The sequence below is a fragment of the Lysinibacillus telephonicus genome (assembly GCF_003966145.1).
GTDB classification, from domain to species: Bacteria; Bacillota; Bacilli; order Bacillales_A; family Planococcaceae; genus Ureibacillus; species Ureibacillus telephonicus.
Genome location: NZ_RXNR01000002.1, coordinates 50,286 through 73,089 on the forward strand (window position 1 = coordinate 50,286; position 22,804 = coordinate 73,089).

Sequence of the window (22,804 nt, forward strand, 5' to 3'; positions counted from 1 at the left end):
CTTATTTATTATTCCTTAATTAACAAAAGGTAAAGTTGGTGGTTGAAGTAATGAGGACTATCATTTTCGAAAAAGTTTTTGGGGGAGTACTTTTACCAGTACATCAACTTTAACAGATATTAAAAATGGTAGTATTATGAAAGGTGCTTAAATTGCTGATTTAGCTATTGTCACAAGAACATATATGAAAAGTAGGAAAGTTATCTTGTTAAAAATAGTTATCATTAAAAAAGAAGAGAGGATTCTAAAATGAAAATAGAAGAAATTACAGTTCGTCATTTAAAAATGAAATTAAAAAACCCGTTCTCTACAAGCTTTGGTACGTTTGTCGAAAAAGAATTTTTATTATTAGAAGCAAAAGATGAACAAGGAACAATTGGTTGGGGAGAATCCGTAGCTTTTGATGCTCCTTGGTACAATGAAGAGACGATGAAAACCAATTGGCATATGCTTGAGGATTTTTTAATACCAATAATTTTGAATAAAGAAATTAAACATCCCGATGAGGTAAGTGAGCTATTTAAAGGGGTACGAAAAAATAATATGGCGAAGTCAACAGTAGAAGGTGCTATTTGGGATATTTACGCTCAAGAGACAAATCAATCGTTGGCATCTGCAATTGGCGGCAACAAGGAAAAAATTGAGGTAGGCATTAGTATTGGAATTCAAAGTTCGATTGAAAAACAAATTGAGGTTGTAGGAAATGCAGTAAAAGATGGCTATAAACGTATTAAGGTAAAAATTAAGCCTGATTGGGATGTTGAAGTAATACGAATACTTCGCGAAAACTTTCCTGATGTGTCGATTATGGCCGATGCAAATTCTGCTTACTCTTTAAGTGATGTAGATCTACTAAAACAATTAGATAAATTTAATCTAACAATGATTGAACAACCATTAGCTTCAGATGACATTATTGATCATGCAGTTTTACAAAAACAAATTAAAACCCCAATTTGCTTAGATGAGAGTATCCATTCACTTGAAGATGCTCGTAAAGCAATTGAGCTTGGCAGCTGTGGAATCATAAATATTAAAATCGGGAGAGTAGGCGGAATTTCAGAGGCCAAAAAAATTCATGACTACTGCCAAGAAAAGGGTATTCCTGTTTGGTGCGGAGGCATGCTTGAATCGGGTATTGGCCGTGCTCATAATATCGCACTAACAACATTATCAAACTTCATATTGCCGGGAGATACTGCTGGTTCAAGCCACTACTGGGAGCAAGATATAATTGAACCTGAAGTAGTAGTAGAAGATGGCTATATAACTGTTCCACAAAAGGTAGGTATTGGTTATAAGCCGAATAAGGAAGCGATTAACAAATATACAGTTAAGAGTAAAACATATAAATAAGAGTCGAATTTTGAAGTACATTAGAATGTATTTATACAAAAAGAAATCATATTTATATAAAAAGAGCTTGTATTATCTTCATTCAGTAAATTTGAGTATGCCTATTGAATTAGAGGAACCACGAAAAAGCATACCTTCCTTTTGGATGGCCAACTTCGTGTTGGACAAGAATAATCATAAATCAAATGCATATCGTTGCAACCAAAACTTTAACGGAAGGTGTAAATACTTCTAGCCCGAAATTGTAATCGGATGGTTCAAAGTTTTCTCCGAAGACCACTGTGATCGTGTGCAAAGAATATGTTAAGACGTTCCAATTTTAGAAATGAGGGAATTGGTGAAAAAGAGTTTCCAAATTGGCGGTGCATTTGTTGGCTTAGTTGTTGGTGGTGGCTTTGCTTCAGGACAAGAAATTATGCAATTTTTTACAGGTTTTGGTTTGTATGGTATTGTAGGGGCTATCGTTGCAGCATTTGGATTTGCTTTTTTAGGAGCGAATATTGCCCAACTAGGGTATGAATTACAAACCACTTCACATAAAGAAGTTGTCTATCATATTGCGGGTCGCTTTTTTGGTTCAATCTTGGACATTTTGATAACATTCTTTTTATTCGGTATATTGGTGGCCATGTTTGCCGGAGCAGCCTCCACATTTCAACAAATGTTAGGAATCGATCCTTATTTAGGTAGTTTGTTTATGGTAGTAATAACGGTTTTTACACTTATGCTAAACGTGAAAAGTATAATTAATGTTATTGCTGTAGCAACACCATATTTATTGGCTATAATGCTTGTTATAGCAATTTATTCTATCTTGACGATGGACTTGTCATTTGTTGAACAAAATATTTTAGCTCAACATCAGCGAACAGCTGCACCTAATTGGGTTATGGGTGCTATCCTTTATGTCTCGTATAATATTGCATCTAGTGTCGCAATGCTTACAGTTATTGGGAGTGCAGCTGCCAGCAGAAGGTCAGCGGGCATGGGCGGCATTGTAGGCGGCGTAATGCTTGGTGTACTTATTTTGCTTATCAATGTTGCCATGTTTGTGAAAATAGATGTTGTTTCTGGAACAGATATGCCAGTTCTTGAGATTGCAAAAACAATACACCCAATTGTAGGTATTCTAATGGCTATTGCACTATTAGGAATGATATATAATACAGCGGTTGGCCTTTTTTACTCTTTTATTGTCCGTTTTATTTCTCCAAAAGATCCATCATATAAGCCAGCAGTAATTCTAATTGGTGCAATTGGATTCATGGCAAGTTTTATTGGTTTTACTACATTAGTTGGAAAAGTGTATTCCATAATGGGATACTTAGGTTTTGCAATTATAATTGCGATTATTACTGCGAGAATTAATAATCGATAAATTTTATTATCTCCGAAATATCGGGGATTTTTTTATTTTTAGGCACCTTTCCTACTAAATGAACATTAACTATGAAAGAATTACGAATCTTTCTCGGCTGATGAACTTTTTAAAAGGAGGATAATCATGAATGACTTTTACTGGAGAAGAATAGTTTCACCGTCCCCGACACATTCTATTGTTGCTAGTAAGGTTGCTGATGTTACTGGTGACGGCTTTCCTGATTGGGTCTACCTTACAGCAGTTAAACAACCTGATAGCCCTTACTTAACAAATATTACCCTTGTTATTAGAAATGGTCGAACACATCAGAGTGAAACGTATTCGCTCACCGAGAACTCGGGCTATTATCCAACATTATGGTTGGGCGATTTTACGGGAAATGGCATCAATGACATTCTAATTGTGATTGATTCAGGGGGAAGCGGTGGAATTGTATATGCATATATTTACTCAACTTTACAAGATAGAATGACTAAAATTTTTGATTCTATTCAGTTTAATGAGCAGCATCAATATCAAGTTCAATATGCAAATCAGTATAAGGTAAATATTATAAGTGACAATCCTAGAAAAATTTACACATTGGATCTACATTATAAAGGTCCAGAATATTTAAATGAAATTTATAACCCAGATGGCACATTAAAACAACCAATAGAAGGCTGGGTAGATCCTGTAGGAGGCATTTATCCAATAGATTTATCTAGAAATAACAAATACTATTTGCTTATTATGCAACAAATAGCTGGAAGATATCATGCAGATGGTTTGGGTTATGTTGAAAATCTACTATCTTGGAACGGACATCAGTTTGAAATTGTGCGTCAAACCGTTGCTACTTATGGTAAAAATATTGATTAAAAATCGTATAACCTCCAATAAACTACACAGACTATATTCATAAAATGTTTAGGAGGTTTTTTGATGAAAAAATTATTGTTATTACCTTTTGCATTCCTTTTAGCAGGTTCGTTGGCAGCATGTGCAGATAACGCGAATGACAACGAAAATGGGGATGTGCTTGATGAGAATGTAGATGATACACAAACAGGCAACCAAGAGGACACAGATATACTAGATAATGATACAAACAACGGTACTGACACTGGCAACAATGGTGCTGTTGAAACAGAAGATGGTATGGGAACTAATAATAATGGCAATACAAATGGAACAATGAATGAAGAAGGCACAAATGATGCAGGCACAAATGAAAATGGTACAACTGATAACGGGACAGAAACTGAAACAGAATTACGTGATGAAGAAAAAGAAGAACAATAATTAAAATCTTTGAAATAAAACCGATTTCTAGCAAAGAAATCGGTTTTATTTTTTAAAGTAATCTTAATTAAAGGAAAATTTCATATACTTAATAGTAGGATATATTTTTAAGGAAAAGAGGAGAGTCTTTGATTACATATCCAAGTTTGAAAACGCCTGTAAAAGTCGGGGTTGCGGCACCATCAGCAGGGCTACATATTAAACAGCATTTTTATCTTGAACAGGCTATCTATCGTTTACAAGCAAAAGGATATGAAGTTATTGTTGGCAATACATGTTGGACCCAATATAAAGCAAAGTCAGCCCCAGCAAAAACTCGAGCAGAAGAATTAAATTTAATGCTTACTGACGATACAATCCAATTAATTTTTCCACCCTGGGGAGGAGAACTATTAATTGAAATTCTGGAATATATAGATTTTGAAAAAATAAAACCAAAATGGGTATTAGGTTACTCTGATACAAGTGTTTTGCTGCTTGCAATGACCTTAACTAAAGGTATTGCAACTGCGCATGGTCCAAATCTAATAGAACTTCGTGGGGAAGTTTCAGATTCAACTACAGCTATGTGGGAAGAGGTGTTGTTTACTAACCAAGGGGAAGAAGTAATGCAATATCCTTCCGAAAAATATCAAGAATATTGGCAGCATGATTATGAGACTGAATATGTTTTCCATCTAACGGAACAAACAAAGTGGAAGACGATATCCAACGAGCCAATATATGTGAAGGGACGATTTTTGGGAGGATGCATTGATGTAATTCGTCACTTAATTGGGACACCATATGGAGATGTATTGCAATTTCAGAAAAAATTTATAAACAATGAGCCGATTATTTGGTATTTTGAAAACTGCCAGATGAACGTAACTGATTTACGTAGATCGTTATTACAAATGAAATTAGCAGGGTGGTTTACAAATTGTAATGGAATCCTTTTTGGAAGAAGCGCGGCAAACGAGCCTGTTGATGATTATAATATAATAGATGTATATATGGAGCTGGTAGAAGAATTAAATGTACCTATTGCTTATGATATCGATTGCGGACATATGCCCCCTCAGCTTACTTTTATAAATGGTGCCTATGGCGAAGTAAGAATTTATAATAGCGGTAGTGCGGTAAAGCAAAAGTTTATATAGAGTATCTTAATTTATAACTAGTGATTGTACATATGACTTATTGTTTAACCTTACGATAAAAGTAAACTGCTTTTCTTCTCAAAAGGGAATTTGATTACTAACTAAAAAATCACCACATCATTAAAAACTATAATGGTGAGGTGATTTTAATTATGAAAATTAATGCTTTTTAGTAAAAAAGGGATGTAATAAAAACCTATTTTACTATTAATGCCGGGCAATTCACCCGCTTCATTACTTTATGGCTGACACTGCCTAATACCATTTCTTGCAAGCCATTTAACCCGCGGCTGCCTATAACAACTAACTCGACCTGTTGTTCGTTTGCATATTTCACAATTTCAGGGCCAGGAGTGCCATGTAGAATTTTTACCTTATAGGAAATGTTTGACTCACGAAGCAGTTGTTCTATCTTTGATATTTTTTGACGACGTTCAAGGTTTAAAGCCTCACTTGAAGTTGAATGTAACACTTCTGATTTGGCTTTTTCAAAATCCGCAACATAAATTACTTCAATCACTGCCTCTTTATTACAAGAAGCAATTTTTATTGCTTCTTTTGCAGCACGTAAAGCATTTTCAGAACCATCTGCAGCTAACAAAATGTGTTTATACATAAGAATCCCCCTTAATGAGATGATGACATTCCTTGTAATTTCGAAATGATTTTTTTACTTGGGGCATCTAATTCGATAACTTCTACTTGAATTCCTTTTTCACGTAATAGATCCTCAACTTTTACTAATGCCCCAACAGCAGAATCATCCCAAATGCGGCTATTTGAAAAATCTATTTGAATGCTGCTGTCTTTTATATCTGCTGATTTAAAGTAGTCTACAAACGCATCAGTAGAGGCAAAGAATAGCTGACCCTCTACAATAAAACGATTATTATCTTGGTGAATCTTTACTGTTGCAATTTTTACTACGAAAAATATTGCACTCAAAATAACACCTGTGATGACACCCTTTGATAAATCGTGTGTCCATACGACAATAACTACAGTTGTTAACATAACGATTACATCTGTACGAGGGGCTTTTACTAAATACTTGAATGAACTCCAATCAAATGTCCCTACACTAACCATTATCATAATTCCTACCAGAACAGGCATTGGAATTTTTACAACTAAATCACCAAGTACCATAATTAAAAAGATTAAAAACAATCCTGCGATTAGCGTTGATAAGCGTCCCCGTCCACCAGATTTTACGTTAATAACTGACTGGCCAATCATTGCACAACCCGCCATTCCTCCAAAAAAGCCTGTTACAATATTGGCTATACCTTGACCTCGAGCTTCTCTATTTTTATTACTTTCTGTTCCTGTCATATCATCAACAATTTGTGAGGTTAATAAAGACTCGACCAACCCTACAATAGCTAGGGATATAGAAAACGGGAAAATAATTTTTAATGTTTCAAAATTAAATGGTACATCGGGAATTAAGAAGGATGGCAAGGATTGCGTTATTGATCCTAAATCACCGATTGTTCTAAGGTCAACGCCACTATAAATAGCAATTGAAGTTAATACAACAATTGCAATAAGTGGAGCTGGAATGGCTTTTATAAAACGTGGTAGTGTATAGACAAGAAGAAGAGTTATACCAACGAATATATATGTCATTGTTGAAATGCCAATGAAATGTGGTACTTGAGCCATAAAGATTAATATAGCTAATGAATTGACGAATCCAATCATTACAGCGTTTGGAATAAACTTCATTAACTTTGCGATTTTAAGGACACCAAAAAGAATTTGAATAATACCTGTTAAAATTGTTGCGGCAAATAAGTACTGTAATCCATAATCACGTACTAAGGGAACCATTACAAGTGCCATAGCGCCAGTTGCTGCAGAAATCATTCCAGGTCTGCCACCTGCAAATGCGATAATAATAGCCATTGTAAATGATGCATATAATCCTACCATTGGATCAACGCCAGCAATAATAGAAAAAGCGATTGCTTCTGGTATGAGCGCCAGTGCTACGACAATCCCAGATAAAATATCGCCACGCACGTTGCCAAACCATTGTTGTTTTAAACTTTGCATGGTACTCTCCTTTACATAACATCTTTATCGAATATAAATAAAGACAAATAAATTAAAAAAGCTTCAATAATAATAACATCTACCTTCCTAAAAAGGAACCCTTTTGGGAAGGTTTAGGAGTGATAAAATGATTTATGGTTATATTAGACCTCTATATAATGATGAACAATGCGATAATCAACTAAAGTTGCTCAAGGACTGCAAAGAGATTTTTCGGGAATCACACGGTTCTCAAAAGAAGCGGGCTGAACTTGAACAGATGCTTATGGTGCTGCAAAAAGGAGATATCATCAAGGTTGAAAGAATGTTTGTGCTTGCAGATACAACAAGACATCTAATGGAGCTATTAAAAATATGTGAAAAAGATGGAGTAACAATACAATTCTTAAACGAAGGGATTAACAGTAATGAGGTGCTAAATTTTTCTTTACAAGAAATGATGGAGCATATGTTGAACTTTCAATCGGATATTGTAAAACAGTCGACGTCCATAGGACTAGCACATGCTAAAGAACAGGGCAAAGCTATTGGCCGTCCAAAAAAATCAGATGAAAATATTAAAAGAGCTATTGCTATGTATCATTCAGGAGATTATACACTACTTGATATTAAAAATGAAACAGGGATAAGTAAATCAACCCTTTATAGATATTTGGAATCTGTAGGAGATGAGTGAATTTATAGAAGAAGGTTTTAATTTAAACTAAACAGGGGCAGAGCTAAAACCTTATAAAAATAATAAACCGCGTGAAATCAAAGAATCTTGATTTCATGCGGTTTTATTTTCACGATTTAATTCTAAATTTAATAAGTTTTCAACTTATGTCCCGACCTCTGGTATTAATTAATTTAAATTAATAAGCTGTCCAACCTGCGTCAGCGGCAATAACTTGACCATTGATGAAGCTAGATTCATCAGAGCCTAAGAATAATGCAAGTTGTGCAATTTCTTCCGGTTTACCGCTGCGAGGCATTGTTGTCATACCAGTTTGTTGACGACCCATACCGAATTGTGAAAGATTTGTCATAGAAGCACCGATATTTGTTTCTACGCCACCTGGTGCGATGCCGTTGCAACGAATCCCTGAATTAGCATACATGTAAGCAGTATTTTTTGTTAAACCCGTTACAGCATGTTTTGATGCTGTGTATGCTGCACCAGCCCGAGCGCCGCGTAATCCCCCAGCTGAAATATTATTAACAATAACTCCATGTCCTTGCTCCAAGAAGATATTTGTTGCGATACGCATTGCACGCATAACACCAGTAGTATTTACTGCAAATACGCGATCCCATCTTTCGTCAGAAATTTCGCCAACAGGCTCCATACCGTCCATAATCCCAGCGTTGTTCACTAAAATGTCCAATTTACCGAATGCTGCTTTCGTTTCAGCAAATAGGTTTTCTAAATCAGCCAACTCAGCAACGTTTGTGCGGTTAGCAATTGCCTCTCCACCAGCAGCTTTAATGCCTTCTGCCACACTTTTCGCACCTTCGAAATTGTAGTCAGATACAACTACTTTTGCCCCTTCTTTTGCATAAAGTTCCGCAATTGCTTTCCCCATACCAGAAGCAGCACCTGTGACAATAGCAACTTTACCTTGTAATCTCATATATAAAACCTCCCGATAATTTATTGAACAACTGTATAATAAATATTATAGATGAAGAAAGTAACCGCTTTCAATAAGCGGAAAAAAGCGATATGTATAGTAATGAACACATACTAATAATTATGTTCAATAAGAAGGTGAAAAATGTGAAAATTGATTTACGGATAATAAAAACTAAAGAAGCTTTGCATGAAGCATTGCTAACTATACTAAAAGAAAAACCACTCGAATCCATTTCAATTTCGGAAATTTGTAGAAAGGCAAAGGTAAATCGAGGAACGTTTTATTTACATTATAACCAAATTGGTGATTTGTTTGAGGAGTACTTCAAAGAAATAATGGCAGATTTAGCAAACTCTTATCATGAGCCATACCGTCACGTTGAAAAACTGAAAACGGAAGAACTTGATCCTTCAACGATTAGAATTTTCCATCATATTGAAAAATATAAAGCGTTTTATAGAATTGTGTTCTCAAAAAAAGTTCCTCTAGTGTATTATTATTTGCTATTTAATGAAGTTAAGAAGCTGTTAATAAATGAGGTTATTCATCAAAATGAAATTGAGCCAGGTTTTTATTCCTCCTATCAAGCGAATGCAATTCTTGGTATGATTATTCAATGGTATATGGATGACTTTCAACAAAGTGCAAATTTTCTAAATGAACAACTAGTTAAAATACTAAATACGAAAGATAAGGGAAAATAAGTATAAGCTTTTACACTGTTTTTAAGATAAAATTATGAAATAATACAGTTTAAATCATACAGGAAGGAGACGCACATGCTTTCAAAATTTTTTTCTTATTATAAGCCACATAAAAGGCTATTTATTATAGACTTTTCAAGTGCTATCATCGTAGCAATTTTAGAGCTGGCTTTCCCAATTGCAGTACAATGGTTTATTGATAAACTACTTCCGACAAATGAGTGGGATTCAATTGTAAAAGTAAGTATTCTTCTATTACTTGTTTACATTTTAAGTACATTTTTAAACTTTATCGTGAACTATTTAGGGCATAAGCTAGGGATAAATATTGAAACGGATATGAGGCAAGATTTATTTAACCATCTTCAAAAACAATCGTTTCGTTTCTTCGATAACAATAAAACCGGTCATTTGATGAGTCGAATTACAAATGATTTATTTGATATTGGAGAATTTGCTCACCATGGACCTGAAGATTTCTTTATTGCGGTCATGACATTTATTGGTGCGTTTGCTATTATGTTTAACGTAAATTCGACATTAGCATTTGTAGCACTTATAGCAGTGCCATTTTTAATTTGGATTGTCACGTTTAGCAACAGCAAAATGAACTCTGCATGGAAAACGATGTACGGTAAAATTGCAGATGTAAATGGACGGGTGGAAGATAGTGTTGCAGGGATTCGCGTCGTACAATCATTTACAAACGAATCGTTTGAAATGGAACGTTTCCGCGAGCAAAATGGCTTCTTTAGAAGTGCAAAGCTTTATGCATATAAAGTAATGGCAGGTACACATTCAGGGATGTATATGATGACAAGGCTATTAACATTAGTAGTGTTAGTAGTTGGTGCTTGGCTCAGCTACAATGGGCAACTTACGAATGGCGAGCTGGTAAGTTTTGTACTTTACACGAATGTGTTAATCAAACCGATTGATAAAATAAGTGCGTTACTCGAGTTATATCCAAAAGGGATGGCAGGTTTTAAACGATTCCAGGAGTTGTTAGCTCAACAACCAGAGGTGCAGGACCGAATTGGAGCAGTTGATGTCCCATATTTACATGGAGATATTAAATTTGAAAATGTGAATTTTAGTTATGAAAACGATAAACCGATACTAAAAGATGTTTCTTTTGAATTAAAGGCAGGACAAATGACAGCATTTGTTGGTCCTTCGGGTGCAGGGAAAACTACAATTTGTTCATTAATACCACGATTTTATGATGTCGAAAGTGGGGCTATTAAAATTGATGGCATCGATGTGCGTGATATGACAAGACGTTCGTTGCGCAATCAAATAGGGATAGTTCAGCAAGATGTATTTTTATTTACAGGTACTATTCGTGAAAATATTGCTTATGGAAAACTGGATGCAACAGAAGAGGAAATTAGAGAGGCTTTGGCGAAAGCACATCTCGAGGAATTTGTTGATGGTTTATCCGAGGGGCTTGATACACAAATTGGTGAGCGTGGTCTAAAGCTATCGGGTGGACAAAAGCAGCGATTAGCTATTGCACGAATGTTTTTAAAAAATCCACCTATTTTAATTTTAGACGAAGCTACATCCGCTCTTGATACTGAAACCGAAAAAATAATACAGGAGTCTCTTGCAGAGCTTGCTGAAAATCGCACAACTCTAGTCATTGCGCACCGTCTTGCAACAATTAAAGATGCTGATCGCGTCCTTGTTGTTACTCAAAACGGGATTGAAGAGGATGGATCGTATAATGAACTAGTTGCTGAGAATGGAATATTTGCACGACTGCATCAGCATCAATATAGTTGAGTGGAAAGGGGGGTGTCCTACAAAGGGATGCCCCCCAATTTTTATGGGGAATTTTTCCTTGTATAAACTCACATAATTTATACAGATAATACCCTGCGCGAAGTTGTTGTTGAATTATATAATCCATATGCTGAAGTGCATCTGAAGCAATTTTTTTCGCATGTGAAATACTATGCTGGTCTATCTCATCTAAAACTTCGCCAACTACTTCCAACGAATAGACGGCAGAGCGGAGTGTGCGGATAATTAAAAGTCTACGTAAATCGGCTCTATTATATTGTCGATAACCATTTTCCAAATTGCGTGAAGGTTCAACGAGCCCTTCTTTTTCCCAATGACGAATTGTCGTTTGGGGAACATCGATTTCTTTTGCTACTTCCCCAATTGAATACCATTCTTTTTTATGCAAAGTAGAGAATCGCTCAAGCTCCTCTACATCGAGAGCTTGAATCGTATTATCGGCTCTAACTTTTTCTTTGTACATATTTGCTTGAGCTTCATTAACAATCCATAATGCCTGAGTAATGTTTCCCTGTTGAATGAGGGGCATTACTTGTTTAACTAATCTCATTCCAAAACCAGCATTCATAGCACGAATACATTCAAAATATGCTAAATGTTCTTCCGTGTACATTCGGTAGCCATTAGGTTGTCGTTTCGGAGGAGGAACAATTCCCCACTCTTCATAATGGCGCAAAGCACTCGTACTAATATTAAGTCTTCGAGCAATTTCAATGGGCTTTATCATTAACTTCCCCCTAGCGAAAAACATTATAAGAAAAGATTAAAGTACCATGACGGCTTTCTGCTGAGAATTGTACAGTAAATCAAGTAGCATTACCACAAAGTTTAGGAATTGCATTAATGTTGTATGATGATAAAGAATACAAGAAATGTTGGGAGGAAACAAAATGATACACACTATCGATATCCAAGGTGCTCGTGAAAATAACTTAAAAAATATTTCTCTATCGATTCCAAAACAAAAACTTGTCGTACTAACTGGACCTTCTGGATCAGGGAAATCTACATTAGCAATGGATACCCTGCAAAGAGAATGTCAACGACAATATATGGAATCGATGGGGATGCCGACAGATGGGGTAAGCAAACCAAAAGTAGATTCTATTATTGGTCTTTTTCCCTCGATTAGTGTGGGGCAACATGTGACGAATCGAAATCCGCGTTCAACAGTGGGAACCGTAACCGATATGTATACGTATTTACGCCTTATCTACGAAAAATTAGGTGAACGTAAATGTCCAAGCTGCCATAAAATGATTCCTCCTACATTGAATGGAGAAATGAATGAAGAGACGGGTTATAAGCAATTTATATATTGTCCACATTGTCAGGAACGACTGGAAAAATTAACACGTTCACATTTTTCATTTAATACAATTGAAGGGGCATGTCCAACATGCGATGGAATGGGGAAGGTAGTCGATATTGATTTAAATGCTGTCTTTAATGAAGACTTAAGTTTAGTAGGTGGATGTGTATCAATTGCGATGTGGGCTGGAACTTATGGTGAATATCAGAAAGGGATAGTAAAAGCAGCTGCCAAGCATTATGGCATTCCATTTGATGAACATTTACCATTAAAAGATTATTCAATCGAGTTAAAAGACTTACTGTATTACGGTGTAGAAAGTGAACAATTTACTGCACATTTTCCTAATGTCAAACCGCCGAAAGCAGTGGGGAAAGGTAAATTTGAAGGTATTCTTACAGGAATGTGGAGAAGATATAAGGAAAAAGGCGGCAACTCGGGAGAAGCCGATTATTTTTACTCACATCAATGCCCTAACTGTGAAGGGAAAAAGTTGAAAAGGGAAAGTCGAGAAGTATACGTTAATGGGCAATCTATAACGGATATATCTAGTGGTTCGTTAGAGGATATACATGAATGGTTAAAAAATCTACAGGAATCATTAACTGATGAAAATTCACAGCTAATAGAAACCTTTTTACATGACTTAATAACGAAAGTAACGAGAATTATAGATGTTGGTTTGGGTTATTTGTCAATGGATCGGCAAACGGTTACTTTATCTGGAGGAGAAGCACAACGATTACGGTTAGCATCTATTCTTGGTTCAGGGTTAACAGGTGTGCTGTACATTTTAGACGAACCCACTTCTGGTCTACATCCAAAGGACACTAAAGGTTTAGTAAAGGTAATGAAACAGCTAAGAGATTTAGGTAATACAGTACTTGTCATAGAGCATGATATAGAAGTAATGAAAGAAGCTGATCACATTATAGATATTGGTCCAGGGGCTGGTATTTTTGGTGGGACAGTTGTTGGAGAGGGAACCTTACAAGAACTGATAGTGCAAAAGGATTCCGTTACAGGAGCTTATTTAAGAGAAAATGAGCCGTTTGAGTCAAAAACTCGCAAAGGTATAGGGGACTATTTAATAATTCATAATGCAACTAAACATAACTTGAGAAGTGTTACAACAAAAATCCCACTTGGCTGCTTCGTATCTGTTACAGGTGTTTCGGGATCAGGTAAATCTTCTTTAGTATTCGATGTTCTTGCAAACAGTATAAATGGTACAAGTGAAGGATGTGAAAAAATCGAGGGCTTAGACAAAGTGCAAAAAGTAATTTCAGTAAATCAATCCCCGTTAGGTCGTATGCAACGTTCAAATATTGCAACTTATACGGATATTTTTACGTCGATGAGAAATCTATTTGCCAGTTTACCTGAAGCAAAAGAAAACAGATTACAACCTAAAGATTTTTCATTTAATACGCCAGGTGGAAGATGTGAAAACTGCCAAGGACTAGGTTTTATAACATTGGAGATGAGTTTCCTACCTGATTTAGAAGTGCAATGTCCAGTTTGTCATGGTAACAGGTTTAAAGAAGAAATTTTAAATGTCACCTATAAAGAATATACAATTTCAAGTTTGTTGGATTTATCAGTTGAAGAAAGCTTGCCTCTTTTTGAAGATAATAAAAAAATGGTTCCAATGATTCGTTTATTAAGTGAAATTGGTCTTGGCTATTTAAAATGGGGACAGTCTCTTACAACATTATCTGGCGGCGAAGGACAACGCTTGAAATTATCAAAGGAGTTAATTAAACAATCAAAAGATCATACTTTATATTTATTGGATGAGCCTTCTACGGGGTTACACCCAAGTGATATTAAACAATTGCTTCTACTTTTAAATCGATTAGTTGATGCCGGCAATACTGTTATTGTAGTTGAACATAATAGCGAAATTATTCGTCAGTCCGATTGGATTATCGACCTTGGTCCAGAAGGTGGCAAAGCAGGCGGGATGATTATAGCAGAAGGAACACCGGAAGAAGTCTCAAAAAACTCTTTGTCTTATACGGGGGCATTTTTATAGAAGCGCTGATCAGAGCTGACTAAAAATTATTATTAGATGATTTTTAGTCAGCTCTTTTTATTGTGTGAGAGAAACCCTTTTTTATTCTATTTACTCGTTAAGATAGTGAGTGATTTTTTCTATTAATTTAGGATAGTTAAACTATTTAATTCATATAATTTAATAGAAAGCTTATTAATGGGGGAATGGAAATGGAGTATGTAAAACCTAGAATTGGAATCTATACGGTCGGACTTCATGCCTACTGGGAACAGTTTAACGGGTTAAAGGAAAGAATAGTTTCATATAATCGTTTTATTGAAGAAAAACTAAGCGAAGATGCCGAGGTTTATAATTTTGGTTTAGTAGATAGTGTTGAATTAGGACGACAAGCAGGTGAGTATTTTAACAAAAATAATGTGGATTTGATTTTTTTGCACTCCGGAACGTATGCGACAAGTTCAATTGTTTTGCCAGTCCATCAGCGATGCCAAGCTCGAACTATAATTTTAAGCTTACAACCAACGCCACAAATTGAATATGATCAAACAGATACGGGAGAATGGTTAGCTCAATGTGTAGCATGTCCAGTACCGGAATTTACTAATGCGTTTAATCGCTCGAAAATTCCTTTTACAGTGATTAGTGGTCTATTAGGATTGGAAACTCAAGGGACTAGTGCTATATGCAATGAGATTACAAACGAAAGACCGGAAGCTAAACGTGCATGGAATGAAATAAATGAATGGATTCTTGCTGCGAAAGTGAAACGAAATATACAAAATTCTACATTCGGATTTTTAGGAAATACGTATAATGGCATGCTTGATATGTATTCTGATTTTACGATGGTTCAAGCTCAAACAGGTATTCATATTGAAGTGTTGGAAATGTGCGATCTTGCAGCTTTTTTAGAAACGGTTACATCTACTGAAATAGGAGAAAAATATAAACAGCTACAAGAAATGTTTATTATTAGTGAGGATTCGCCAACAGATAAATTAGCTAGAAAGCCTACTGAAGAGCAGCTGCTATGGGCATGTAAAGTTGCGGCTGCACAGCAAAAATTAGTAGAGAACTTGGACGCTCTTGTTTATTATTATCATGGTGCACATGGCAACGAATATGAAGCATTGCAAAGTGGATTTATTTTTGGACATTTTCTTTTAACTGCTAATCACATACCATGCGCAGGTGAGGGAGACTTAAAAACAGCTATAGCTATGAAAATATGCGATATTTTAGAAGTAGGTGGAAGTTATAGTGAAATTGTAGCCGCAGATTACAATTTTGGCACAATTTTATTCGGACATGATGGACCGTTTCATTTACAAATTGCAGATGGCAAGCCTATATTACGTGGTATGGGATTGTATCACGGTAAACAGGGCAGCGGTGTTTCTGTTGAAGCAAAGGTACGTACTGGCGAAATAACGGCTCTTGGTGTCACTCAAACAAATGAAGGGATATTGAAGTTGATAATAAGTGAAGGAAATTCAATAGATGGACCCATCATGAAAATTGGAAACACACAAACACATGTAAAATTTAATAAGCAGCCTGATTTATATATGGAACGTTGGTTTAATGAAGCCCCGACACATCATTGTGCAATTTCAATAGGCCATAATGCAAGTGTACTAGAGAAAACTGCTAACTTATTAAATATTTCGTATAGTACATTATAATCTATAAAATTTTAAGCAGTCTAAAACCGAAATATAAAAAGGTCTAATCCATAGTACTGATGGAATAGACCTTATATTTTTATAGACTAACAGTTTTTACATTAACACCAATTTCCTCTGCTTGTAATTTGAAATTTTTATCAATTTTATCATCACATATAATTGTGTGAATAAATGAGAGGGGGGCGATATGTGAAAATGAATGCGCATTAACTTTACTATTATCTACCATCAAAATCGCCTCTTCACAATGTGCAATCATTTGACGTTTAAGTAATGCCTGTAATTCACTAGAATCCCTGACTCCATTTGTTATATGAACGCCCTTACAGGAAATAAAGGCTTTGTGCACATGGTAATTATCTAAAGAACGCTCTGACAGTGGACCGATAAATGAATGGGATTTCGCCGAGTATCGTCCACCAATACAAATTACCTCAATACGGTCCTTCTCCATTAACTCATTAACAACCTGTACAGAATTAGTAATGACTGTAATAGATATATTAGGAAGGCAGCGGGCTAAGCACCATGCTGTTGTACTTGCATCTAGGATGATTTTATCTCCTTCAGAAATGAGTTTTGCAGCTTCGGCGGCAATTGCTCTTTTTTCTTCAACATGTAAGATTTCTCGCTCAGTAAAATGAACCTCACTATCATTGCTGGAAACTTTAACAGCTCCTCCATGTAGGCGTTTAATTTTATTTTCTTTTTCAAGTTTTTCAAGATCTCGACGTATAGTTTCTTCTGTAACTGAAAATAAATTGCTAAGATCTGCTACTTTAACAGATGTTTGCTCATCTACTAGTTCGTATATTTTTTTTCTGCGTTCTGCTGCTAACATGAAAGTCGCTCCTTTCTTAGCAACATCTTATCAAATAGTAAAAATATTGTATCATCTTTTTGATAAAATGTCTTTTTCATAGATTTGAACCTCTTGAAGCCACTTTTCACGAATAGGAACGTTTGAGATTTCACAGTAATGATCCCATATTGCACCAAAAGGATAGGTTTTAAACTCCTCTATCAGCGCTAGCCGTTCTGTAAAGTTTCCTTGTTCTTGAAGCTCTTTTAAATAATTGTGAGGAATCAATAAAGCATATAACAATGCTTTAATCATATTGCGTGTACCGATAATCCAAGCAGCAATACGATTTATACTTGCATCGAAAAAGTCCAGCCCGATTAATACACGCTCAATGGCATTATTTCTAACAATTTCTAATGCTATCTCTTTAAGTTCATCATCTAAAATAACAACGTGATCACTATCCCAACGAACAGGACGTGAAACATGAAGAGCGACTTTTTCATTAAAAAGAAGCATTGTAGAAATTTTATTAGAAATGGTTTCGGTAGGATGGAAATGGCCTGTATCAAGTAAACATAGCTTATTGTTTTGTTGAGCATAGCTTAAATAAAATTCATGTGATCCTACAACATAAGATTCAGAACCAAGTCCAAATAGCTTGCTTTCCACAGCGTCTATATTATATTTTTCATCTGTTTTATACTCGAATATAGTATCCAATGACTCTTTTAAACGAACTCTAGGAGTAAGCCGATCGCTAGGAATATCCTTGTAGCCATCTGGAATCCAAATATTTGTTAAACAAGGAGTACCTAGTTCTTTCCCAAAGTATTCACCAATTTTGCGGGAGGCGATGCAATGGTCAATCCAAAATTGACGTATATGCTCATCGGGATGGGATAGAGTCAAACCATCATTTGCCTTTTCGTGTGAAAATAGAGTGGGATTAAAATCTAAGCCGAGTCCATTTTGTTTTGCCCAGTCTACCCATTTTGCAAAATGTTCGGGTAAAATCTCATCGCGATCAACAAATTGTCCATTTGTTTCTGCGTAAATAGCATGTAGATTTACACGGTGTTTGCCAGGAATTAAACTTAATGCTTTTTCTAAATCGCTTCGTAATTCATCCCCGTTTCTTGCCTTGCCGGGATAATTCCCTGTAACATCAATACCTCCAGAAAGTTCACTTTTTATAGTTTCAAAACCAGAGATATCATCACCTTGCCAGCAATGAATAGAAATTGGAATTTGATTTAGTTGCTTCAAAGCTAAATCAACATTTACACCCCATTGTTCATAATAAGCTTTTGCTTGCTCGTAGCTAATTGTTGTTGTCATTTTTTATCCCCCTTATTGTGGCAGATAAGAAAACATCCTATCTCCATAAGTTTAATCATAAAAATACCGGCAATGTGCTGTTTTCTAACTTTTTGAAAGGTGAAATACTTCTTTTAAATCGATGGAAACAGGGCTGTTGTCATCGTTCGTTTCCATTAAAGGAGCCATGTATTCCCACCATTTTTTACAAATATCTGTATTAGCTAATGCGTCCCATTTATCCTCATTTTCCACTTCAAGGTATGCAAAAAGCTGTCCAGTATTAGGATTTAGGAAAATGGAGTATGAGGCAGCACCGTGCTGAAGAATTGCTTCTTCCATTTCAGACCACAAATTGTCATGCCTTCTTTTATACTCGTCATAATATTCTGAATAAACTTGCATCAAAAATGCCTTTCTAATCAAGAAACATCACTCCTAATTAAGTTGGTAGCTTCAATAAACTGCTCAAATAATGCATCTTTATTAAATGGTTTAGGATCAAACCGGCTTAATGGAAACGATTCCTGGACAATCTTACGTCCTTCCTGAATAGTTGAAATCGAGCCTGAATATAAGAACTGAATTAATAAATTTCCGATGGCAGTTGCCTCTGAAGGGCCAGCCAATACAGTGCGTTGACTATATGTTGAAATGCACTGGTTTAGGAATGCATTGTTTGAACCTCCACCGACAATATGAACAATTTCAATTGGTCTTCCGATAATACGTTCAATATGATCGATATGGAATGCAGTAATAATACCTAGATTATGATATATTGCAGCAGCAATCTCGGGAATCGTTTCAGGAATTGGTTGATTCAATTCGCGGCAATATTCCTTTATTTCTTCAATCATATTTTTAGGATTTAAGAAACGATCATCATTAAAATTAATAAACTGTTTGAAAGGGGTTACACTTTGTGCTTCGCTAACAAGTTCAGCAAAGTCTAAATCATTCGGAAGCAAGCGTTTTACTTCTTGAATCACCCAGAGACCCATTATATTTTTTAAAAACCGATATGTTTGAAATGCCCCATATTCATTCGTATAATTTTCTTCTAATGATTCATTTGTTACAACCGGATGCTCTAGTTCAACACCAAGTAAGGACCAGGTTCCAGAGCTTAGATAAGCCCAATTTCCTTCTGTAGCGGGTACACCCAATACGGCAGAAGCTGTATCATGCGAACCGACAGCTATCACTGTGCAATCAGGCAGATTGTAGCTAGGGAATTTATCTTTTAGTAACGGCCCAATTATAGTACCAGGTTCCACAAGGTTCGGGAATTGGTCTCGATGTATGCCTATTAAATCAAGCAATTCAGAGTCATAATTACGAGTTTTAATATTTAAAAGTTGGGTAGTTGAAGCATTTGTAATTTCAGCTGTTAGTTTATTTGTTAGGCAATAATTTAAATAATCCGGTACCAGTAATATTTTATCTGTTTTGCCTAATAGATTTTTATTCTCTACAAACAGCTGAAATAGTGTATTAAATGACAAAAACTGTAAACAGGTCTTTTTATAAATATCTTCTTTACTTATTACTTTAAAAACCTTCTCCATTATCCCGTCTGTGCGATGGTCACGATAGGAAATAATATCTTGAAGCAAGTTGCCATCTGCATCAATAAGGGCATAATCAACAGCCCAAGTATCGATTCCAACTGTACAAGATGATATTCCTTTTTGTTTGGCGATTTGTAAACCAGTTAAAATTTCTTTTAGTAAATAGTGAATATCCCAACAAGCATATTTCTCTTTTTGATTGAACTTGTTTGGAAATCTGTGAATTTCATTTAATATTATTTTTCCATCATCGACAGTTCCTTCTATTAAGCGACCACTAGATGCTCCTATATCAATTGCAATATGGACCAAAACAATACACCCCTTAAAAAATACTTTGCAAAAGGGATTGCAAAGTATTTTAATTGTTTTCTGAGTAAAATAAAATTTTTAAAGTTGTTTAAGGGCAAACCACCTGTCCCTCGGCCGGTGTTTTCACCGAAGGACAGCTAGAGAATGCTTGTGCTACTCCTATTATCTTGTAAAGGCAGCTGGTACTCCGCCGTCTACTGTAATCATGGAGCCGGTTGTTTTACTGGATTTTGAAGATGCAAAGAATAAAATGGCATCTGCAATATCTTCTGGGAATATATTTACCAGCAAAGTTGTTCGTTTTCGGTAGTGTTCTTCAAGTTGGTCAGGGTGGATATTATATGCGGCAGCACGTTCCTCACGCCAACGTGAGCCCCATATTGCGGACCCTTGCAATACGGCATCGGGTAAAACAGAGTTCACACGAATCCCATACTGTCCACCCTCGCTAGCGATACATCTTGCTAGATGAACTTCAAGGGCTTTAACAGAACTATATGCAGCTGCATTTTTCCCCGCATAAATTGAATTTTTAGAACCAACGAAAACCATATTGCCGCCCAGTCCCTGTGCTTGCATAAGCTTGAATGCTTCACGAGCTACAAGGAAGTAGCCAGTGCCAAGTACATTCATATTCAATTCCCATTCTTGAAGTGTTGTTTCTTCAAATGGAGAGGAGGTTGCTAATCCAGCATTATTAACAATAATGTCGATTCCACCGAAAGTTAAGATTGCATGTTCTATGGCTTTGGATACTTCTTCTTCTTTTGTAACGTCCATCTTTACAGCAGCAGCAACAAATGCATTAGCTTTTTGATTTAATTCGTCTGCGACTTTTTGTGCTCCTTCTAAATTTATATCTGCAACAACAACATGAGCCCCATCTGCAACAAATTTCTTTGCTGTTGCACTGCCGATTCCTCCTGCCCCTCCAGTAATGAATGCCACTTGGCGAGAGAATTCAGCTTCTTTTGGTGCTAAAGATAATTTATAAAGTTCAAGTGGCCAATATTCAATGTTATAAGATTCGTTTTCATTTAAAGAAACAAAATCTCCCAAACTAGTAGAACCTTTCATTACCGCGATTGCACGGTGATACAAGGAACCGCTTATATCAGCCATTGCTAAAGTTTTTCCAGTACTAATCATTCCAATTCCTGGGATTAAAATTACTCGTGGGGCTGGCTCGAACATAACATCTCCATTATTTTTATTACGTTCGAAGTATTCTCTGTATTCTAATTTATATTGAGAAATTAAATTTGGTAAAATTTCTTTTAAATCTTCCAATGATTGAGTAGATGGATCCCATTCAACATAAAGAGGCACTCGTTTTGTGTGTACTAAATGGTCAGGACATGCAGCGCCAATACTAGAAAGTTCTTTTGCTCTCACACTATTAACAAATTGCAAGATATCATCAGCACTATCAGCTTTTAATAACATTTTTTTGTCATCACTCACTGAACCACGGATAATAGGTAGAATTTGAGATAAAAATTGAGTGCGAATTGAGTCATCTAAAGAGATATATTTTTGGCCGCCGAATACGTAATCTTCTTCAATTTTAGAGGTAATGTATGCTTCTGCTTGTTCTATTACCTCAATTGTTTTGTTATAACACTCTTCAGCTGTATACCCCCAAGTTACAAGTCCATGCTTTTCCATTAAAACTAATTCAGCTCCGGGATTTTCTTTGACACTTTCTGCAATTAACTTTGATAACTTAAATCCAGGTCGCAAATATGGTACCCAAACAAAGCGATCTCCAAAAATTTCTTCTGCTATTTTCTTACCGTTATGTGCGCAGCATAAACTAATAATGGCATCTGGATGTGTATGATCTATATGAGGAAACGGTAAAAAAGCGTGTAATAAGGTTTCTATGGAAGCTCTAGGATGTTTTGAATCAATCATACACTTTTCTAGGTATGCAACCATTTCTTCATCTGACATATCATCGTATTCAAATAGCGGCAATATGTCCTGCAAGTTCAATCCGGTAAAGTTCTCAGGCTTAATTGTTGCTAAATCAGAGCCGCTTCCTTTAACCCAAAGAACGTCAATTTCATCACCTTTAAAGTTAATTTCTTTGGATTTTACTGAAGTGTTGCCGCCCCCCCAATTACAAACGGTTCTATCAGATCCAATCAAATTTGAACGATAAGCCAACATTTCTAAATCGGTAGTCAATTTTTTTGATTCCAAAACATTCCAAACATTTTTCATCATAAAAACCTCCGTTTTTTCTTTGTTTTCTATTATACATTTTTTCTCTTTTTTTGAAATAGTTAAATTAAATAATTTTTTATTTTTTTGCAAAATTTCTAATTGTAAACGTTTACCTTATGCTTTATTATAATATTTAACATTGAAGAATGAAAATTCCGATAAATTTGATTTTTGTTGGATTATTTGGT

Annotated in this window: 19 protein-coding genes; 10 read left to right on the forward strand and 9 right to left on the reverse strand. The window is 35.6% G+C overall.

The window, feature by feature from the left end; translation table 11 throughout:
* Window positions 1–249 precede the first annotated feature (249 nt).
* The 5 genes from menC (at window position 250) to EKG35_RS00920 (ending at window position 5,163) form a co-directional block, all read left to right on the forward strand.
* Entirely contained in the window at window positions 250–1,356 is a 1,107-nt protein-coding gene (gene menC, locus EKG35_RS00900; protein ID WP_126292424.1) for an o-succinylbenzoate synthase, read from the forward strand.
* A gap of 337 nt (window positions 1,357–1,693) precedes the next feature.
* The gene (locus EKG35_RS00905) at window positions 1,694–2,734 is read left to right on the forward strand and encodes a YkvI family membrane protein (RefSeq protein ID WP_126292425.1); all 1,041 of its coding nucleotides are present in this window, start codon (window positions 1,694–1,696) and stop codon (window positions 2,732–2,734) included.
* 126 nt (window positions 2,735–2,860) lie between these two features.
* Window positions 2,861–3,598 (forward strand): VCBS repeat-containing protein, encoded by a 738-nt coding sequence (locus EKG35_RS00910; RefSeq protein WP_126292426.1) that lies wholly within the window; start codon window positions 2,861–2,863, stop codon window positions 3,596–3,598.
* Between the two features lie 63 nt (window positions 3,599–3,661).
* Window positions 3,662–4,021: a hypothetical protein gene (locus tag EKG35_RS00915; RefSeq protein ID WP_126292427.1), complete on the forward strand. Its 360-nt coding sequence runs from the start codon at window positions 3,662–3,664 to the stop codon at window positions 4,019–4,021.
* Window positions 4,022–4,149: 128 nt separating this feature from the next.
* Complete coding sequence (locus tag EKG35_RS00920) at window positions 4,150–5,163, forward strand: S66 family peptidase (RefSeq protein WP_126292428.1); 1,014 nt, start codon at window positions 4,150–4,152, stop codon at window positions 5,161–5,163.
* A gap of 196 nt (window positions 5,164–5,359) precedes the next feature.
* On the opposite strand, the gene EKG35_RS00925 is transcribed toward EKG35_RS00920, so the two are convergent.
* Entirely contained in the window at window positions 5,360–5,779 is a 420-nt protein-coding gene (locus EKG35_RS00925) for a universal stress protein (RefSeq protein ID WP_126292429.1), read from the reverse strand.
* Window positions 5,780–5,790: 11 nt separating this feature from the next.
* The gene (locus tag EKG35_RS00930; protein WP_126292430.1) at window positions 5,791–7,224 is read right to left on the reverse strand and encodes a SulP family inorganic anion transporter; all 1,434 of its coding nucleotides are present in this window, start codon (window positions 7,222–7,224) and stop codon (window positions 5,791–5,793) included.
* 127 nt (window positions 7,225–7,351) lie between these two features.
* Here EKG35_RS00930 and EKG35_RS00935 point away from each other — a divergent pair, with 127 nt between their 5' ends.
* Window positions 7,352–7,900 (forward strand): recombinase family protein, encoded by a 549-nt coding sequence (locus tag EKG35_RS00935; RefSeq protein WP_126292431.1) that lies wholly within the window; start codon window positions 7,352–7,354, stop codon window positions 7,898–7,900.
* A gap of 178 nt (window positions 7,901–8,078) precedes the next feature.
* On the opposite strand, the gene EKG35_RS00940 is transcribed toward EKG35_RS00935, so the two are convergent.
* On the reverse strand, window positions 8,079–8,837 hold the full coding sequence (locus EKG35_RS00940) for an SDR family oxidoreductase (RefSeq protein WP_126292432.1): 759 nt from the start codon (window positions 8,835–8,837) through the stop codon (window positions 8,079–8,081).
* A gap of 122 nt (window positions 8,838–8,959) precedes the next feature.
* On the opposite strand from EKG35_RS00940, the gene EKG35_RS00945 reads away from it, so the two are divergent.
* Window positions 8,960–9,544: a TetR/AcrR family transcriptional regulator gene (locus tag EKG35_RS00945; RefSeq protein ID WP_126292433.1), complete on the forward strand. Its 585-nt coding sequence runs from the start codon at window positions 8,960–8,962 to the stop codon at window positions 9,542–9,544.
* A gap of 75 nt (window positions 9,545–9,619) precedes the next feature.
* The gene (locus tag EKG35_RS00950) at window positions 9,620–11,332 is read left to right on the forward strand and encodes an ABC transporter ATP-binding protein (protein ID WP_126292434.1); all 1,713 of its coding nucleotides are present in this window, start codon (window positions 9,620–9,622) and stop codon (window positions 11,330–11,332) included.
* Here EKG35_RS00950 and EKG35_RS00955 read toward each other — a convergent pair.
* A complete protein-coding gene (locus tag EKG35_RS00955; protein WP_126292435.1) occupies window positions 11,238–12,080 on the reverse strand; it encodes a MerR family transcriptional regulator in 843 nt (280 codons plus the stop codon). The genes EKG35_RS00950 and EKG35_RS00955 overlap by 95 nt on opposite strands.
* Before the next feature lie 163 nt (window positions 12,081–12,243).
* Here EKG35_RS00955 and uvrA point away from each other — a divergent pair, with 163 nt between their 5' ends.
* Window positions 12,244–14,703: an excinuclease ABC subunit UvrA gene (uvrA, locus tag EKG35_RS00960; RefSeq protein WP_126292436.1), complete on the forward strand. Its 2,460-nt coding sequence runs from the start codon at window positions 12,244–12,246 to the stop codon at window positions 14,701–14,703.
* Window positions 14,704–14,894: 191 nt separating this feature from the next.
* Window positions 14,895–16,370 carry an L-fucose/L-arabinose isomerase family protein gene (locus tag EKG35_RS00965; RefSeq protein WP_221766314.1) on the forward strand — a complete coding sequence of 492 codons (1,476 nt, stop codon included), beginning with the start codon at window positions 14,895–14,897 and terminating at the stop codon, window positions 16,368–16,370.
* Window positions 16,371–16,449: 79 nt separating this feature from the next.
* Here EKG35_RS00965 and EKG35_RS00970 read toward each other — a convergent pair whose 3' ends face one another.
* The 5 genes from EKG35_RS00970 to EKG35_RS00990 all read right to left on the reverse strand — a co-directional run bounded on the left by EKG35_RS00970 (window position 16,450) and on the right by EKG35_RS00990 (window position 22,646).
* A complete protein-coding gene (locus tag EKG35_RS00970; RefSeq protein ID WP_126292438.1) occupies window positions 16,450–17,214 on the reverse strand; it encodes a DeoR/GlpR family DNA-binding transcription regulator in 765 nt (254 codons plus the stop codon).
* A 51-nt stretch (window positions 17,215–17,265) separates the two neighbouring features.
* Complete coding sequence (gene rhaA, locus EKG35_RS00975; RefSeq protein WP_126292439.1) at window positions 17,266–18,519, reverse strand: L-rhamnose isomerase; 1,254 nt, start codon at window positions 18,517–18,519, stop codon at window positions 17,266–17,268.
* A gap of 84 nt (window positions 18,520–18,603) precedes the next feature.
* Window positions 18,604–18,924 carry an L-rhamnose mutarotase gene (gene rhaM / locus EKG35_RS00980; protein ID WP_126292440.1) on the reverse strand — a complete coding sequence of 107 codons (321 nt, stop codon included), beginning with the start codon at window positions 18,922–18,924 and terminating at the stop codon, window positions 18,604–18,606.
* On the reverse strand, window positions 18,921–20,384 hold the full coding sequence (gene rhaB / locus EKG35_RS00985) for a rhamnulokinase (protein WP_126292441.1): 1,464 nt from the start codon (window positions 20,382–20,384) through the stop codon (window positions 18,921–18,923). Before rhaB ends, rhaM begins: the two co-directional genes overlap by 4 nt.
* 162 nt (window positions 20,385–20,546) lie before the next feature.
* Window positions 20,547–22,646: a bifunctional aldolase/short-chain dehydrogenase gene (locus EKG35_RS00990; RefSeq protein ID WP_281274573.1), complete on the reverse strand. Its 2,100-nt coding sequence runs from the start codon at window positions 22,644–22,646 to the stop codon at window positions 20,547–20,549.
* Window positions 22,647–22,804: the final 158 nt, after the last annotated feature.